This is a genomic window from Parabacteroides sp. AM58-2XD (assembly GCF_003463685.1).
GTDB classification, from domain to species: domain Bacteria; phylum Bacteroidota; class Bacteroidia; order Bacteroidales; family Tannerellaceae; genus Parabacteroides; species Parabacteroides segnis.
This window is the reverse complement of sequence record NZ_QSDP01000082.1, coordinates 1-17,041: the sequence shown is the minus strand read 5'-3', so window position 1 is coordinate 17,041 and position 17,041 is coordinate 1. Positions and strand designations below refer to the sequence as shown.

Below are 17,041 nucleotides of genomic sequence, written 5' to 3'. Positions count from 1 at the left end.
GATGAAAACTAAAAATATATTGCTCATTCTCTTTCTGTGCTGCACAAGCATTTGCTTTGCCCAGAACAAACTTTTCGACAAATATTCCGAAATAGATAACGTCACCTCCGTCTATATCTCAAAAGCCATGTTCCAGATGATGCCCAAGATCGAAACAAACGGCCTCAACCTGATGAACCTGAAAGGGAAAATAGAAAGTCTGCAAGTCCTCACTACCGAGAACAACAGCATAAAGGAAAAAATGCGTGATGATTTCAAAAAGCTGATCAGTAAAGACCACCAGGAACTGATGCGGGTGAAAGACGGCAAGACACGCGCCACCTTCTATGTCAAACAGAAAGGAGACCTGATAAGCGAAATGATCATGCTGGCCGATACGGACAATAGCTTCAACGTAATCCAGTTATTGGGTAACTTCACCCTCCAGGACATCCAGGAGATCACAAAAGAAATGAATAAGTAACAAGTGGAAGATGTCATTTTACTAAGTCATAAAATCATTTTTAATACCTTATTTTACTTATAAATAAGCATCTTTGTACAGCTATTACACTTTAATTCTGTACAAAATGAAAAATAGAAGATCTTTCCATATCTCCATACTGCTTTCACTATTCTCATTGGCTATGTTTGCCAAAGGTTCTTTTTCGGTTTACAACCTGAAATGCGAACAGGAAACGAATCCTCTGGGAATAGAAAAACTCCGGCCCCGCTTCAGCTGGCAGATCAATGCAGAAGAAAGAAACTTTGAACAGGCAGCCTGGCAAATACTGGTTGCCGACACCCCCGAAGCACTCGACAATGAAAACGGCACTATCTGGAATAGCCGGAAGGTAAACAGTCCGGCTTCCATCCTGGTCCCTTTTAACGGGAAGGGGTTGGAAGCCGGGCAAACTTATTTCTGGAAAGTCAGGATATGGGATAAACAAGGGAATGCTTCTCCCTGGAGCCCTGCCAATCAGTTCAATATCGGCCTGCTTTCGGAAAAGGACTGGAGCAACGCTAAATGGATCGCTTTAGAAAAAGACAGAAAAGAAGAGATTATTACGACAGGTATCCATGCTCCGCTGGTAGAAAATGCCATTGGAGATAAGAAAACGGGGACATACCGCCTGCCGCAATTCAGAAAAGAGTTTGCTGTCAACAAACAGCTTAAACGTGCCATAGCCTATGTTTCCGGGCTCGGTCATTTCGATATGTTCCTGAACGGTACTAAAGTAGGAGACAATTTCCTTGATCCGGGATGGACCAAATACGACAAATGCGCTCTTTATGTATCTTTCGACATTACCGGACATTTACAACAGGGTAATAATGCCGTCGGAGTCATGTTGGGAAACGGCTTTTTCAATATTCCGAGAGAGCGTTATTACAAGATACTGACCTCTTACGGCGCTCCTAAACTCATCATGAAGATACAATTGGAATATACTGACGGCAGTACACAGCATATCGTCTCCGACACCGACTGGAAAGTAACAGAAAGCCCCATTACCTTCAGTAGCATTTACGGAGGAGAAGAATACGATGCCAGCAAAGAACAGGAAGGCTGGAAACAGCCCGGCTTCAATGATACCGACTGGAATAAGGCTATCAATTCAAACTGGAAAACTGCATTAATCTCCCAACGCATTCCTCCGTTAAAAGTACGCGACCGAATCCCGACAGTCCGTCTCCTTCAAACAGAAAAAGGAGACTGGGTATACGACCTCGGACAGAACTTTTCCGGTATCCTCCAACTAAAGGTGCGGGCAACCGACCAGCATCCGGTCAAACTGTATCCGGCAGAGTTATTAAATCCGGACAACAGCATCAATCAAAGCGCATCGGGAGCACCGTTCTATTTTACTTATATCCCTAAAGGTAGTAATCTGACAGAATCATGGCAACCCCAGTTTACCTATTACGGTTTCCGGTATGTACAGGTGGAAGGTGCCGTCCCGAGCGGACAACCGAATCCCGAAGGACTGCCTGAAATCATCGACATCACCGGACTCCATACATGCAACTCTGCGGATAAAGCCGGTAAATTCAGTTGCTCCAACGAAATGTTCAATAAGATATATAACCTGATCGACTGGTCTGTCCGCAGCAATATGGCAAGTGTACTGACCGACTGCCCTCACCGGGAGAAACTGGGTTGGCTGGAAGTTGCACATCTGATGCAATACTCCATCCAATACAGGTATAATATGGCTCGCTTTTACGAAAAAGTAATGAACGATATGCGTTCGACACAAGCCGAAAACGGACAGATAGCCACTACCGCCCCCGAACTGGTTGAGTTTGAAGGAGGTTTCAAAGATACCCCCGAATGGGGCAGCGCCTTTATCATTTCTCCCTGGTACGTTTATCAGTGGTACGGGGACAAACAGCTTATCGAAAAGAATTATCCTGACATGCAACGTTACCTGGATTATCTGCTGTCGAAATCCGATAATTATATCATCTCCTATGGTCTGGGCGACTGGTATGATATCGGCCCGAACCACCCCGGCGAATCCCAGCTAACCAGCAACGGAGTAACCGCAACAGCCATATTCTATTACAATACGGTTATCATGCAGCAAATCGCATCTTTGCTGAATAAGTCCGCCGATGCCGACAAATACGCAGAGCAGGCTTCCCGAATCAAAGAAGCATTCAACACTACATTCTGGAACAAATCTACCCGCAAATACGACCGCGATAGCCAGGCAGCTAATGCCATCGCCTTATATACCGGCTTAGTCGAACCCGACAACAAAGAACAGGTATTCAACAACCTGATTGCCGATATCCGTAACCGCAATAATGCCCTGACAGCCGGTGATGTCGGTTACCGCTATGTGCTCCGTGCACTGGAAGAAAATAACGCATCCGATGTAATCTACGATATGAACTGCAAATATGATGTCCCCGGTTACGGCTGGCAACTGGCACACGGAGCGACCTCCCTGACAGAATCGTGGCAGGCTTACGGCTTTGTCTCGAACAATCACTGTATGCTGGGACATCTGATGGAATGGCTTTTTAGCGGACTGGGAGGCATACGCCAGGAAGAAGGGTCTGTTGCCTTTAAGAATATCGTCATCAAACCGGAACCGGTAGGTGATATCCGGGATGCGGATACCTCTTATGAATCTCCTTATGGTCTGATTCATTCGTCCTGGAAAGACGATAAGGAAACATTCAGTCTCCGGATAGAAATACCGGCAAACAGCAGCGCCTCGATTTACCTGCCGGCCAATGCTCCCGGACAAATATCGGAAAGCGGAATACCGTTACAGGAAATAAAAGGAATGAAGTTCAGCGCCCCTGTAAACGGACGGATTAAGGTGGAAACAGGCTCGGGTATTTACAACTTTATCGTAGAAAAGTAAAAATGAAGCGATTATAGACCATAGTAAATGCTCTAAAATGTTATATTTGCGGAATATTAGGGATTTACCTTGATTATCTATCAAATAACAAACGAGCAGAGTAACGTATGAAAAGTGGAACAGAGAGGTTGAATGTACTGATTATCCTGATTGCAATGTGTTTTTCATCCGTCATTACATTAGCTGATGAAGGAGCACATAAAAACGCATCGGGGGATATGACGGATTCCGTATCCTATTCACGTCGTTTAATCCATCGGTTAGGTTTCGACGTGCGGCCGACTTATATTTTCCCTACCAATTCTTTCCTGAAAGGAGAGAATACGGAAATGGAACCCATCCGGCGGTCTGTCTCCGCACATTTAAAATACTCGTTCCAATACTATCCGAACAGTTATACAGACCGGATTTACAGAGGTTCCTACCAAGGTATCGGATTATCGGGATACTCGTTCCAGAATAAGGAAGAACTGGGAAATCCGATAGCAGTCTATGTTTTCCAGGGAGCCCGCATCAAACGATTCAATCCGCGTTTGTCACTCAATTATGAATGGAACTTCGGTGCATCTTTCGGCTGGAAACCTTTCGATGAATTTGAAAATCAGTATAATAAAGTGATCGGTTCGAAAATCAATGCTTATATCAATGCGAATTTCTATCTGGACTATATCCTTTCAAAAGAAATAGACCTGACGGCCGGAGTCGATTTGACACATTTCTCGAACGGTAACACAAGGTTCCCGAATGCCGGACTGAACACGATCGGATTAAAAATCGGATTAGTATATAACTTCAACAGGAAGGATGAATGTCTTTCCCGTCCTTTATTCCAGCCTCCTGTGCCGCGCTTTCCCCGTCATATCAGTTATGATGTGGTCTTATTCGGTTCCTGGCGGCGGAAAGGTGTTTATGTAGGAGAAGGACAAATTGCCGCCCCGGGTGCTTTTGCAGTAGCGGGATTCAATATAAACCCGATGTACAACTTCGGATATAACTTCCGCGCCGGGGTATCATTGGATGGCGTTTATGATGAGAGTGCCAATATTTATGCCGACGAATATTCTTCGTCCGACCGCTTCTACAGGCCTCCTCTCAGCTACCAAATGGCGTTGGGACTTTCTGCCGGGCAGAATATGTCATGCCTTATTTCACGGTCGGAATAGGATTGGGAGGAAATGTCATACACCGTGGCGGTGACCTGAAAGGTTTATACCAGGTACTGGCCCTCAAAGTAGAAGTTACCCGCAGTTCATTTATCCACGTAGGATATAACCTGCAAAATTTCCATACTCCCAATTACTTAATGCTGGGTATCGGATATCGGTTCCATAATAAATATCCGACATTCCACAGATAGAAAATAAACTCCTATTATCTACAACATCCACAACTACATCATAAACACCTTATAAATAAACATCTTATGCATGATTGCAGATGATATAATATCTACAATAATCATTCATTATCTACCACTTAATGTATCATCTTTACTATCCAATGGAGAAATGGATAGGGATAAATAGTTTCTATAAGATGAAACTAAAGTTTCCTGCTTAGAAAACAAAAGTTTTATGCGGTAGAAACTTCTGTTTTGTCCTGTAGAAACAAAAGTTTAGACATCAAAAAAACGAATGAATCATCTCGGATAACGGGTGATGGGCATAGAGAAGAGAGCCAACCGAACAAATGCAAGACGGTTGTATTTAGTACATAAAAGCAGTAAATAGTGGTAGATATAACTTTATTATTGTAGATATTTTTCCATCTACAACCATACATTAATCAACTGATAAATAGTTAATTATATTAATACTGGTAGATATTGTTGTAATAATAAGAAATATTTTTTAAGCTCAATATTTAAAATTTGAACAGGATCTTTGGCTTTTCTTTAGAAAGAAGGAGACAAATACCTAATAGAGAAGAAAAGGAAACTTACTTACTCGTTGGCGGAATTAAATGATGTTGTTTTAGAAATAATTGAGCTATCTGCAAATTATAGGATGAGCCAATTAGTGACGGTGCCTTCAGGCTGTAACAAACTAGCCCAGGGTTCTAACCCTGGGTTCCCTTGAATCCTTCTCTTTCTGAGGCACCCTGTAGGGGTGCGACAAGATTGAAAGGGCTGATATTTATCTTGTGCCGCCCCTACAGGGCGGAAAGGGAAGAGCGAGTTTTCATAAACCCAGGGTTAGAACCCTGGGCTGGTTTGTTAAAGCCTTACAGGCTTACATTGACACCGTAAGGGCGGTTTGCGAACCGCCCCTACCAACGACGCTACATTCAAATTTGATAAATAATGAACCTACATATTAGCTCATCATTTCTATTTCCCTGAAATGATCTTACGTATCTCGCTCAGTTTGTTCAGTGCCTCGATCGGAGTAAGATTGTTTACATCGAGGTTCTTGATCTCGTCGCGAACCTGGCTTAATACAGGGTCGTCGAGCTGGAAGAAACTAAGCTGATAGCCTTCGGCAGCAGCGGCAATCTCCTTGACTGGTTTCGCTTTTACCTTTCCTTTACCTTTTTCCTTGCAATCAATTCCTTCCTGGCGGTTTTCCGTTTCCAGTTGTTTCAGGATTTCGTTGGAACGTTTCACGATACTTTTCGGCATACCAGCCATCTTGGCTACATGGATACCGAAACTATGTTCGCTACCTCCGGGAACCAGTTTACGCAGGAATATTACCTTATTTGAAACCTCTTTCACCGAAACATTGTAGTTTTTGATGCGTTTGAAAGAACGTTCCATCTCGTTCAATTCATGATAATGAGTAGCAAAAAGCGTCTTTGCACGGGCATTCGGATGCTCATGGATATATTCAACGATCGCCCAGGCAATCGAGATACCATCGTAAGTACTTGTTCCGCGGCCCAACTCATCGAAAAGAACCAGGCTGCGCGAAGACATGTTGTTCAGGATATTCGATGCTTCGTTCATCTCTACCATAAAAGTAGACTCACCGACAGAAATATTATCGGAAGCCCCTACACGGGTAAATATCTTGTCTACCATACCGATACGGGCAGACTCAGCCGGCACAAAACAACCAATCTGCGCCATCAGGGTAATTAATGCCGTCTGACGCAATAACGCTGATTTACCCGCCATGTTCGGACCGGTAATAATAATAATCTGCTGCTTCTCGCTATCCAGATACACGTCATTGGCAATATAAGCTTCCCCCAACGGCAATTGTTTTTCGATCACCGGATGACGGCCTGACTTGATGTCGATTACATCCGAATCATCCACATTCGGACGGATATACCGGTTACTTTCCGCCACTTTAGCAAACGACAACAGACAATCCAAACGACCAATCAGATTGGCATTCACCTGAATAGGTGGTATAAATTCAGCTAAACAGGTAACCAATTCGGTAAACAGGCGGTTTTCGAGGGCGAGAATCTTTTCTTCCGCTCCTAATATCTTTTCTTCGTATTCTTTCAGTTCTTCCGTGATATAACGCTCGGCATTTACCAACGTCTGTTTGCGTATCCATTCGGCGGGAACTTTGTCTTTATGCGCATTACGCACTTCGATATAATAACCGAATACGTTATTGAAAGCAATCTTCAAACTCGGAATACCCGTTTTCTCACTTTCCCGCTGCTGCACCTTCAACAAATAATCCTTACCGGAATAGGCAATGGCACGCAATTCATCCAGTTCTGCATTGATACCTGTGGCTATCACACCTCCTTTATTCAGCAAAGCGGGCGGGTCGTTATTGATTTCTTTCTCGATACGGTCACGTATTTCGGTACAGGCATTCAACTGCTCACCGACACGGGAAAGGCTCGGTTCGTCGCTGGCCATACAGGCTTCCTTTATAGGTTCGATTGCCCGGAGAGCAACTTTCAGCTGCACCACTTCACGGGGAGAGACACGGCCTACCGCTACTTTTGAAATAATACGTTCCAGGTCGCCGATCTGTTCGATTTGTTCATCCAGTATCTCCTTCACCTCCGGATGACGGAAGAAATAATCCACTACATTCTGCCGTTCCTGAATAGGTTTGACGTCTTTCAACGGAAACAGTACCCAACGCCGCAGCATACGTGAACCCATCGGAGAAACCGTCTTGTCGATTACGTCCAGCAGACTGGTTCCTTCGTCATTCATTGTACCAACCAGTTCCAGACTACGCACAGTGAACTTATCCAGGCGCACATAACGGTCTTCTTCAATACGTGACAATGCTGTAATATGCGAAATATGTGTATGTTGTGTCTGATCCAGATAATAAAGGATTGCTCCCGATGCGACGACGCCCAGTTTCAGATGTTCTACTCCGAAACCTTTGAGATTCTTTGTTTCGAAATGTTTCAACAGACGGTCGTTGGCGGCATCGGCCGAGAATACCCAGTCTTCCATTTCAAAGGTAAAGAAACGGGGACCGAAGGCTTCTTCGAAACGTTTCTTATTATTACGCTCGATCAATACTTCCTTCGGAGAGAAGTTATTGAGCAGTTTGTCGATATAGTCGATTGTTCCCTCAGCAGTCAGAAATTCACCGGTGGAAATATCCAGCAAGGAAATTCCACAAACATCCTTACCGAAATGAATGGCGGCAAGGAAATTATTTTCTTTATGATTCAGGATATTGTCGTTGATAGAGACACCCGGCGTAACCAATTCCGTCACTCCGCGTTTCACCAGCTTCTTAGTCATCTTCGGGTCTTCCAGCTGGTCGCAGATGGCAACACGTTTACCGGCACGGACCAGCTTGGGAAGATAAGTATCGAGGGCATGATGCGGAAATCCGGCCATTTCAATAACTGACCCGGTCCGTTGGCTTTTTTAGTTTGTACGATTCCCAGTATCTCGGCACCAATCACGCGTCTTCGCCATACATTTCGTAAAAGTCTCCTACACGGAACAGAAGTACAGCATCCGGATGTTTCGCCTTAATATCGAAATACTGTTTCATCAATGGGGTTTCAACGATCTTTGCCACGGGATATATCTTTTATCATTTTATTTACAACCGCACAAAGGTACAATTTTTTGTGAGAGAAAATAACCTCTTCTTGTATCAGCTTCTTTATTAATTAGAAAACTTTCCTACACTTTTTAAATAAAAAATATAACTTTGCCAGCATGTCTGACAAGAAACATCTTAGAATCATGAAAAAAACTTTATTACTCGCTTCCGGCTTTATGCTGGCTGTTCCTTTTGTACAAGCACAAAAGAACAAAGACAAAAAACCGAACATCGTATTTATTTTAGCAGATGACCTGGGATACGGTGACCTGAGCTGCTACGGACAGGAAAAGTTTGAAACTCCGAACATCGACCAACTGGCGCAAAACGGTATGCGTTTCACCCAGTGCTATTCGGGAACGACTGTCAGTGCCCCTTCCCGCTCCTGCCTGTTGACCGGTACCCACAGCGGACATACTCCTGTTCGGGGAAACAAAGAACTCGATCCGGAAGGACAATTTCCACTGCCGGAAGGTACCCGCACCATCTTCCATGTGATGCAGGATGCAGGATATAAGACTTCTGCCTTCGGTAAATGGGGATTAGGTTATATCGGTACTTCGGGCGATCCTAAAAACCAGGGTTGTGAAACATTCTACGGATATAATTGTCAGTTGCTGGCACATAGTTACTATCCCGACCATCTGTGGGATAACGATCAGCGGGTGGAACTAAAAGATAATGTATTGGAAGTTCAATACGGAAAAGGTACTTATTCACAGGATCTTATCCATTCAAAAGCACTCGATTATCTGGATAACCTCAAGGAAGACGAACCTTTCTTTATGTGGTATCCGACTATCCTGCCACATGCCGAACTGATCGTACCGGAAGACAGTATCATTAAGAAATTCCGTGGCATGTATCCCGAAAAGGCTTACAAAGGAACAGAACCGGGCAGTCCGGCTTTCCGCAAAGGCGGTTATTGCACACAGCTTCATCCGCACGCTACATTTGCTGCTATGATATATCGTCTGGACGTATATGTGGGACAGATTGTTCAGAAGCTGAAAGATAAAGGTTTATACGATAATACAATCATTATTTTCGCCAGCGACAACGGTCCGCACATGGAAGGTGGCGCTGATCCTGATTTCTTCAACAGCAACGGTATGTACCGTGGCTACAAACGTGACTTATATGAAGGCGGTATCCGCGTACCGATGATTATCTCATGGCCGGGACATATCCAACCGGGAACAGAAACAAACTTTATGTGTTCTTTCTGGGATGTATTGCCTACATTCGAAGAAATCATCAGCCCGAAAGCTAAACAGAAAGAGATGGATGGCGTAAGCATGTTACCGTTGCTTCAAAACCGCAAAGGTCAGAAAGAACATGAATTCCTGTACTTCGAATTTCAGGAAATGAACGGTCGTCAGGCTGTCCGTCAAGGTCCGTGGAAACTGGTTCACATGAATATCCGTGGCGATAAGCCTTATTATGAGCTTTATAACTTAGCAGCCGATCCTTCGGAAAGACATAACATCCTGGATAAATATCCTGAAAAAGTAGCCGAACTGAAAGAAATCATGGTTCGTGAACACATCGAAGACCCGAACTGGCCATTGCTGAAGAAGTAAGACCATTTCGTCAACGTCAACGAAATGGTCAAAGCATTGAAGTAAAAGGGATATCCGACTCTTGGACATCCCTTTTACTTCTGTTATATTTACTTTTTTACCAACTTATGACTGCTTCTTCCTTCCGCAGTCTGTATTTCCATCACATAAATACCTGCCGGATATCCGCTATAAGAAAGCGTAACGGTTGAATTATTGCTTCCCGGTTGCTTTTTTAACAGACGGCCGTTCATATCATACAAAGCAACTTCCAGAATAGCTACAGGAGAAGTTACATAAGCTGTACCATCCACGTAGGAGACAGAGACATTCATATCCGAAGAGATTTCTTCCGTCGAAGTCGGGTCGGCAGCCACCACAATCTCGCCGGTCGTATCACCACCGCCTCTTACCCATTTCCATTCGCTGCCGTCACTGCTCTTATAAAGCAAACGGATACGGTCACCCGGAGCAATTGCTTTGGTAATCGTACAAGGTATCTCCTGCCCCACTCCGCGTTCTATCTCGATAGTGACAGGTTCTTCGCTGGAAATAAATTCTTTTGTATTTCCATCCTTATCCACAAGGGCTGCAACAAGATTACCGGTGAAATCACGGATACTCATATTTCCTACATAACCGTATTGAAGACCGAAAAGCTGGTTCTGTTCGAAATCGTCAGTCGTAGCAGACAGACCATTGAATACAGTACCCTCATTTTCACCATAGAAAAACACCAGTACGTCCTGATAGGTCGAACCTTCCACCGGTTTCATCATGCTGATGATGGCATCCTGGTCAAGGGAGAAACCACCACCGCTATTGCCACCTGTTCCCTGTTCTTCGGGTTCGAGAACCGATAGCAGGTAATAACCGTTTGCCAGTCCGCTCCAACCCCAGTTCACATGATAATAATCGGATGTATTGTATCCGTCGATAATAAACTGATGACCTTCGTTCTGATCATTTTCACCACCATAGATGACAGGACGATTATCATCCAATTCACCTTTGATGATAGACTCCCACTCAGCCGTCTGATAGTTTTCACGTTGCAATACATGAAGAGACTTATCGTATTTCATATAATTGACAAGGCCTTGGGCTGCTGTAATTGTCAGCGCACCACTGTTTCCGGGCGCGTAATTCATTTCCGACATAACACCGACATCATACATCAGAGTGGCTACATTCTGCGCCTGCTGGGTAGTGTACTGCCCGGCAGTATAAGTAGAAGGCATATTATCCCATTGGTAAGGCGTATTGAAAGTGGCGGAAAGAGATAAGCCATACGTCTGTGAAGTATAGGAATAACTGCCCTGCCCTACATCCGGCCATTTATGGTATTGCATAGCAATAGCAGTAGAAGTCGCCACACAACCGGTCGGAGTACGCTGGCTGTTTACCACCGGGCAAAGATTATTATAAGGCGTCATCTGGTCCCACAACACAGTCGTCAGTAGTACACCATCCGAACTCAGTTGCATAGTGCCCTGCCGCAACTGATTCCAAGCGGCAGTTATCTCTTTACCGGCTACCGTTTTATTTCCGCGCATCCAGTTAATCTGACGCTGATAACTGTCAAACCATGAACGCAGGTTAACCGGCATGGAATCTTTCCGGAACGGTTCCTGCATACCATATCCCAGAATAGGATAAACAACGTCATCACCGGCAACGACCACAAAACCGTTATCATTGCCCTGATTAAACACATAAAAAGTAGCATCCTGCGAACCGGCATCCGATTTGGTAGCGACTCCGCCATCCGACCAGACTAACGTCAGTTTCGTAAGCGAGGACTTGGTCTGCGGACAATTGCTTTTCAGAAAACTGAGCGCAACGCTCCGGGCCTGTTCCACATCGACAGGGGTGGCGCTTATCGACATTGTCAACAAGGCAACCAGGAAAATAAGAGTACATCTTCTCATTACTTGTAATTTTTATAGTTTAAATTTAGCTTGCTTGTCAGAGGTCGGGTTAAAGGCATTAATGGCGTTTCAAATTTATTGTCATTCAATAACAAAGAGGATGGAAAGAAGGTTCACTTTCCTCCGCAAGGAACTATAATTTCCCAGGCAGAAAACACGTGTTTCCTATGGAAGAAACCAGAGTTTCCTGCTAAGGATATTGTGACGGGGTAAAATGAAGCAAATAAGTATCCGCCGAAGCAGGCTCATTTTGTACGAGTCTTCGTTCAAAAAGAACAATAAACCCAGACCGAAGATTCTTTATGTGAAGTAAAACTAAATAAAATAACTAACTTTGTGGCTTTAAACTGAAAACGATAAAAAACGATTAGATATTATGGAGTACAATTTCAGAGAAATCGAGAAAAAATGGCAAGAATATTGGATTGCCAACGGGGTTTATAAAGTGAAAGAAAATAAGGATAAACCCAAATACTACGTGTTGGATATGTTCCCTTACCCATCCGGTGCAGGACTACATGTAGGTCATCCGCTCGGTTACATCGCTTCTGACATTTATTCCCGTTTCAAACGGTTACAGGGTTTCAACGTATTACACCCGATGGGATACGATGCTTACGGTTTGCCGGCAGAACAATATGCCATCCAGACCGGACAGCATCCCGAAGTAACTACCAAACAAAATATCGCCCGTTATCGTGAGCAGATGGATAAAATAGGTTTCAGCTACGACTGGAGTCGTGAAATCCGTACCTGCGACCCGGAATATTATCATTGGACACAATGGGCATTCATCAAAATGTTCAACAGCTACTATTGCAACGATGAAAAGAAAGCACTTCCTATCGAAAGTCTGATTGAAGCCTTCGAAACCGTAGGTACTGAAGGTCTGAACGTTGCCTGTGGCGAAGAATTAAGTTTCACCGCCGCTGAATGGAAAGCTAAAAGTGACAAAGAAAAACAAGAAATATTACTGAACTACCGTATCGCTTATCTGGGTGATACAATGGTTAACTGGTGTTCCGAACTGGGAACTGTACTGGCAAATGATGAAGTTGTAAACGGCGTTTCCGAACGTGGAGGCTTCCCGGTAGAACAAAAAATGATGCGTCAGTGGTGTCTGCGTGTATCGGCTTACGCCCAGCGTTTACTGGACGGGCTGGATACAATCGATTGGACGGATTCACTGAAAGAAACACAACGCAACTGGATAGGCCGAAGCGAAGGTGCCGAAGTCAATTTCAAGGTAAAAGACAGCGACCTGGAATTTACCATCTTCACTACCCGTGCCGATACGATGTTCGGTGTTACTTTCATGGTACTGGCTCCCGAAAGCGAACTGGTTGAGAAATTAACTACTCCGGAACAGAGACAAGAAGTAGACGCTTATCTGGACCGTACCAAAAAACGTACAGAACGTGAACGTATTGCCGACCGCCAGGTAACAGGTGTCTTCAGCGGTTCATACGCAATCAATCCGTTTACCGGAGATGCTGTGCCTGTATGGATTAGCGATTATGTGCTGGCCGGTTACGGTACAGGAGCCATCATGGCTGTTCCGGCTCACGATAGCCGTGACTATGCTTTCGCAAAACATTTCAACTTGCCTATCATTCCGTTGATTGAAGGTTGCGACGTTAGCGAAGAAAGTTTCGATGCCAAGGAAGGTATCGTCTGCAACTCACCGAGACCGGACGTTACTCCTTATTGCGAATTGTCACTGAACGGATTAACCGTTAAAGAAGCTATTGCCGCCACCAAGAAATTTGTAGCGGAACAGAAGTTAGGACGTGTAAAAGTAAATTACCGTCTGCGTGATGCTATCTTCAGCCGTCAGCGTTATTGGGGCGAACCGTTCCCCGTATATTATGATGCGGACGGAATGCCTCAGATGTTACCGTTTGAAGCACTGCCATTACAATTACCGGAAGTAGACAAATTCCTGCCGACTGCCACAGGAGAACCTCCATTGGGACATGCAACCAAATGGGCCTGGGATTCGGTTAATAAAGAAGTAGTTGAAACTTCTAAGATAGATAATAAAACAATCTTCCCGCTGGAACTTTGTACAATGCCTGGTTTTGCCGGTTCTTCCGCTTATTACCTGCGTTATATGGACCCTCATAACGACAAAGGCTTGGTAGATAAACAGGTAAATGATTACTGGAAAAACGTAGACCTGTATATCGGTGGTACGGAACATGCTACCGGTCACCTGATTTATAGTCGTTTCTGGAACAAGTTCCTGTATGATATGGAAGTTATCTGCGAGAACGAACCGTTCCAAAAGTTGATTAACCAGGGTATGATTCAGGGACGTTCAAACTTCGTATACCGTATCAAAGATACCAATACATTTGTCTCTCTGAACCTGAAAGACCAGTACGAAGTTACTCCTATCCACGTAGATGTAAACATTGTATACAACGATATCCTGGATGTCGAAGCGTTTAAAAACTGGCGTCCGGAATATAAGAATGCAGAATTTATCCTGGAAGACGGCAAATATATCTGCGGATGGGCTGTTGAAAAGATGTCAAAATCTATGTTCAACGTAGTAAACCCGGATATGATTGTTGAAAAATACGGTGCAGATACATTACGCCTGTATGAAATGTTCTTAGGTCCGTTGGAACAATCCAAACCATGGGATACAAACGGTATCGACGGCGTTCACCGTTTCCTAAAAAAGCTTTGGGCTTTATTCTACGGAAATACCGACAGCCTTCAGATAACCGATGCCGAACCGACAGCAGAAGAATTAAAATCATTACATAAACTGATTAAGAAAGTAACATTCGATATCGAGCATTTCTCTTATAATACCTCTATCAGTGCTTTCATGATCTGTGTCAATGAATTAAGCAGCCTGAAATGTAACAAGCGTGCTATCCTGGAGCAACTGGTTATCCTGCTTGCCCCGTTTGCACCTCATACGGCAGAAGAGTTATGGCATGAATGCGGTCATACGACTACGGTTTGCGATGCTCAATGGCCCCAGCACAACGAAGAGTATCTGAAAGAAAAGTCAGTTACCTACGCTATCTCATTCAACGGAAAAGCCCGTTTCAGTATGGAACTTCCGGCTGACATGCCCCGTGAAGAGGTTGAAAAGGCAGCTCTCAGCCACGAAAGTTCCGCTAAGTGGACGGAAGGCAAAACACCTAAAAAGGTTATCGTCGTTCCGGGTAAGATTGTTAATATCGTTATCTGATGAAAGCTGCTCAGTTTTATAAAATTTATTTTTCAATACAGGATTATCTGATGATTCTGTTCGGAACCTTATTATATGGTTTCGGATTCAATGCATTTATCCTGTCGAATGAAATTGTTACCGGTGGCGTTAGTGGTATCTGTGCGCTGATATTCTTCGCCACAGGCGGCGCCATACCGGTATCGGTTTCATACTTTGTTATCAACGTAGTCTTACTACTGGCCGCACTTAAAATATTAGGTTTTAAGTTCCTGATAAAAACCATATTCGGAGTATTCTCCCTTTCCGCTTCTCTTTCATTTTTTGAATGGCTGCTGAAAGGAAACCCGATTCTGCACGACCAGCCGTTTATGGCTATCATGATTGGTGCCCTCCTTTGCGGAGCCGGACTCGGACTGGTCTTTTCTGCAAACGGAAGTACGGGAGGTACCGATATTATCGGAGCTATCGTGAATAAATACAAGAACATATCCATCGGACGTGCCTTGTTATTCTGCGATTTCTTCATTATCAGTTCTTCTTTCTTCCTCTTCCATAATGTGGATAAGATCGTGTTTGGTTTCGTAGAAATGATAATCAGCAACTATGTCCTCGACATGGTATTAAATGGTAACCGTCAATCGGTACAATTCCTCATCTTCTCACAGAAATATGATGAAATAGCCGAACGGATCATTCACGATCTGGACCGTGGATGTACCATCCTGGACGGTGTCGGAGGTTATTCCCGCAAACCGGTCAAAGTTGTCGTATTATTAGCTAAGAAATCAGAATCAGTATCCATCTTCCGTCTGGTAAAACAGATAGACCACCAGGCATTCATCTCGCAAAGTATTGTCCGGGGAGTTTACGGAGAAGGATTTGACCAGATAAAAACATAAAAGATTCATTCAAACAATTAAAAGCACTTCCATACGTTATATATCGTACAGAAGTGCTTTTTTATTTAGATATTTACAGATATGAAACTTGTATTCGCAACAAACAACCAACATAAGTTGGATGAAGTACAAAAAATAACAGCCGGTCATACAGAAATAGTAAGCCTGGCTGCCATCGATTGTCATGACGACATACCGGAAACAGCCGATACCCTGGAAGGCAATGCGCTCCAGAAAGCTCGTTACATTAAAAATAAATTCGGTTACGACTGCTTTGCCGACGATACCGGCCTCGAAGTAGAAGCGCTGAATAATGCTCCCGGTGTATATTCTGCCCGCTATGCCGGTCCCGGACATGATTCGGAAGCCAATATGAAAAAACTTCTCCGGGAAATGGAAGGAATGGAAAACCGTAAAGCCCGTTTCCGTACCGTTATAGCACTTATTCTGGATGGAAAGGAATATCTGTTCGAAGGCATAGTAAACGGTCAGATAACAAAGGATAAACGCGGAAGAAGCGGATTTGGATACGACCCTATCTTTATGCCGGACAATCATACGGAGACATTTGCCGAAATGGGTAATGATATAAAGAATACAATCAGCCACCGGGCTGAAGCTGTAAAAAAATTAAGTGCTTTTTTATCTACATTATCAGAATAAATTATGAAGAAGATAATATACACGCTTATATTATTCTGCTTGCTCGTTACTAATGCAGTAGCTCAAAAGGCAATAGGCCAATGGAATACTTACTTATCTTATTATTCAACAAATTTGGTTGCTGAAGGTAATAATCATGTATTCGGTGTAGCCAACGGTTCACTATACAGTTATAATAAAGAAGATAACAGTATATCCTATTACTCAAAACAAACAGGGTTAAGTGACAATGATATAAATAATGTAGCATTCAACCCGACTACAAATACACTGCTAATTACATATAGCATCAGTGGAAATATTGATCTATTGAGTGATAAAGGTATCTACAACCTACCTTATTTAATGAATAATTCCAATATTCAGGATAAGACGATTAACAGTATATTTCATATATATGAATACGCTTATTTATCCACCAATTTTGGAAT

Annotated in this window: 7 protein-coding genes and 3 pseudogenes; 8 read left to right on the top strand and 2 right to left on the bottom strand. The window is 43.6% G+C overall.

The window, feature by feature from the left end; genetic code table 11:
• Position 1 precedes the first annotated feature (1 nt).
• The 3 genes and pseudogenes from DXA15_RS17875 to DXA15_RS17865 all read left to right on the top strand — a co-directional run bounded on the left by DXA15_RS17875 (position 2) and on the right by DXA15_RS17865 (position 4,719).
• Positions 2-463, top strand: coding sequence for a DUF4252 domain-containing protein (locus tag DXA15_RS17875; RefSeq protein WP_128134915.1), 462 nt, complete (start codon positions 2-4; stop codon positions 461-463).
• A gap of 106 nt (positions 464-569) precedes the next feature.
• Positions 570-3,362, top strand: a complete 2,793-nt coding sequence (locus DXA15_RS17870; RefSeq protein WP_128134914.1) for an alpha-L-rhamnosidase — start codon at positions 570-572, stop codon at positions 3,360-3,362.
• Positions 3,363-3,469: 107 nt separating this feature from the next.
• Positions 3,470-4,719: pseudogene (locus tag DXA15_RS17865) on the top strand (acyloxyacyl hydrolase).
• A 972-nt stretch (positions 4,720-5,691) separates the two neighbouring features.
• Here DXA15_RS17865 and mutS read toward each other — a convergent pair.
• Positions 5,692-8,332 (bottom strand): annotated as a pseudogene (gene mutS / locus DXA15_RS17860) (DNA mismatch repair protein MutS).
• Between the two features lie 170 nt (positions 8,333-8,502).
• Here mutS and DXA15_RS17855 point away from each other — a divergent pair.
• Positions 8,503-9,942: an arylsulfatase gene (locus DXA15_RS17855; protein WP_044245492.1), complete on the top strand. Its 1,440-nt coding sequence runs from the start codon at positions 8,503-8,505 to the stop codon at positions 9,940-9,942.
• An 89-nt stretch (positions 9,943-10,031) separates the two neighbouring features.
• On the opposite strand, the gene DXA15_RS17850 is transcribed toward DXA15_RS17855, so the two are convergent.
• Positions 10,032-11,852, bottom strand: coding sequence for a thiol protease/hemagglutinin PrtT (locus DXA15_RS17850; RefSeq protein WP_128134913.1), 1,821 nt, complete (start codon positions 11,850-11,852; stop codon positions 10,032-10,034).
• Positions 11,853-12,228: 376 nt separating this feature from the next.
• On the opposite strand from DXA15_RS17850, the gene leuS reads away from it, so the two are divergent.
• The 4 genes and pseudogenes from leuS to DXA15_RS17830 form a co-directional block, all read left to right on the top strand.
• Positions 12,229-15,066, top strand: coding sequence for a leucine--tRNA ligase (gene leuS, locus DXA15_RS17845; protein WP_128134912.1), 2,838 nt, complete (start codon positions 12,229-12,231; stop codon positions 15,064-15,066).
• Positions 15,066-15,947: a YitT family protein gene (locus DXA15_RS17840; RefSeq protein ID WP_009860457.1), complete on the top strand. Its 882-nt coding sequence runs from the start codon at positions 15,066-15,068 to the stop codon at positions 15,945-15,947. The genes leuS and DXA15_RS17840 overlap by 1 nt, the downstream gene beginning before the upstream one ends.
• An 81-nt stretch (positions 15,948-16,028) precedes the next feature.
• Complete coding sequence (locus DXA15_RS17835) at positions 16,029-16,610, top strand: non-canonical purine NTP diphosphatase (RefSeq protein ID WP_128134911.1); 582 nt, start codon at positions 16,029-16,031, stop codon at positions 16,608-16,610.
• 3 nt (positions 16,611-16,613) lie between these two features.
• Positions 16,614-17,041, top strand: a pseudogene (locus DXA15_RS17830) (hypothetical protein); the annotation flags it as partial.

Coding starts and splice junctions, on each gene's coding strand:
- DXA15_RS17850 (WP_128134913.1), bottom strand. CDS start 11,852: ATGAGAAGATGTACTCTTATTTTCCTGGTTGCCTTGTTGACAATGTCG.
- DXA15_RS17840 (WP_009860457.1), top strand. CDS start 15,066: ATGAAAGCTGCTCAGTTTTATAAAATTTATTTTTCAATACAGGATTAT.
- DXA15_RS17855 (WP_044245492.1), top strand. CDS start 8,503: ATGAAAAAAACTTTATTACTCGCTTCCGGCTTTATGCTGGCTGTTCCT.
- DXA15_RS17875 (WP_128134915.1), top strand. CDS start 2: ATGAAAACTAAAAATATATTGCTCATTCTCTTTCTGTGCTGCACAAGC.
- DXA15_RS17835 (WP_128134911.1), top strand. CDS start 16,029: ATGAAACTTGTATTCGCAACAAACAACCAACATAAGTTGGATGAAGTA.
- leuS (WP_128134912.1), top strand. CDS start 12,229: ATGGAGTACAATTTCAGAGAAATCGAGAAAAAATGGCAAGAATATTGG.
- DXA15_RS17870 (WP_128134914.1), top strand. CDS start 570: ATGAAAAATAGAAGATCTTTCCATATCTCCATACTGCTTTCACTATTC.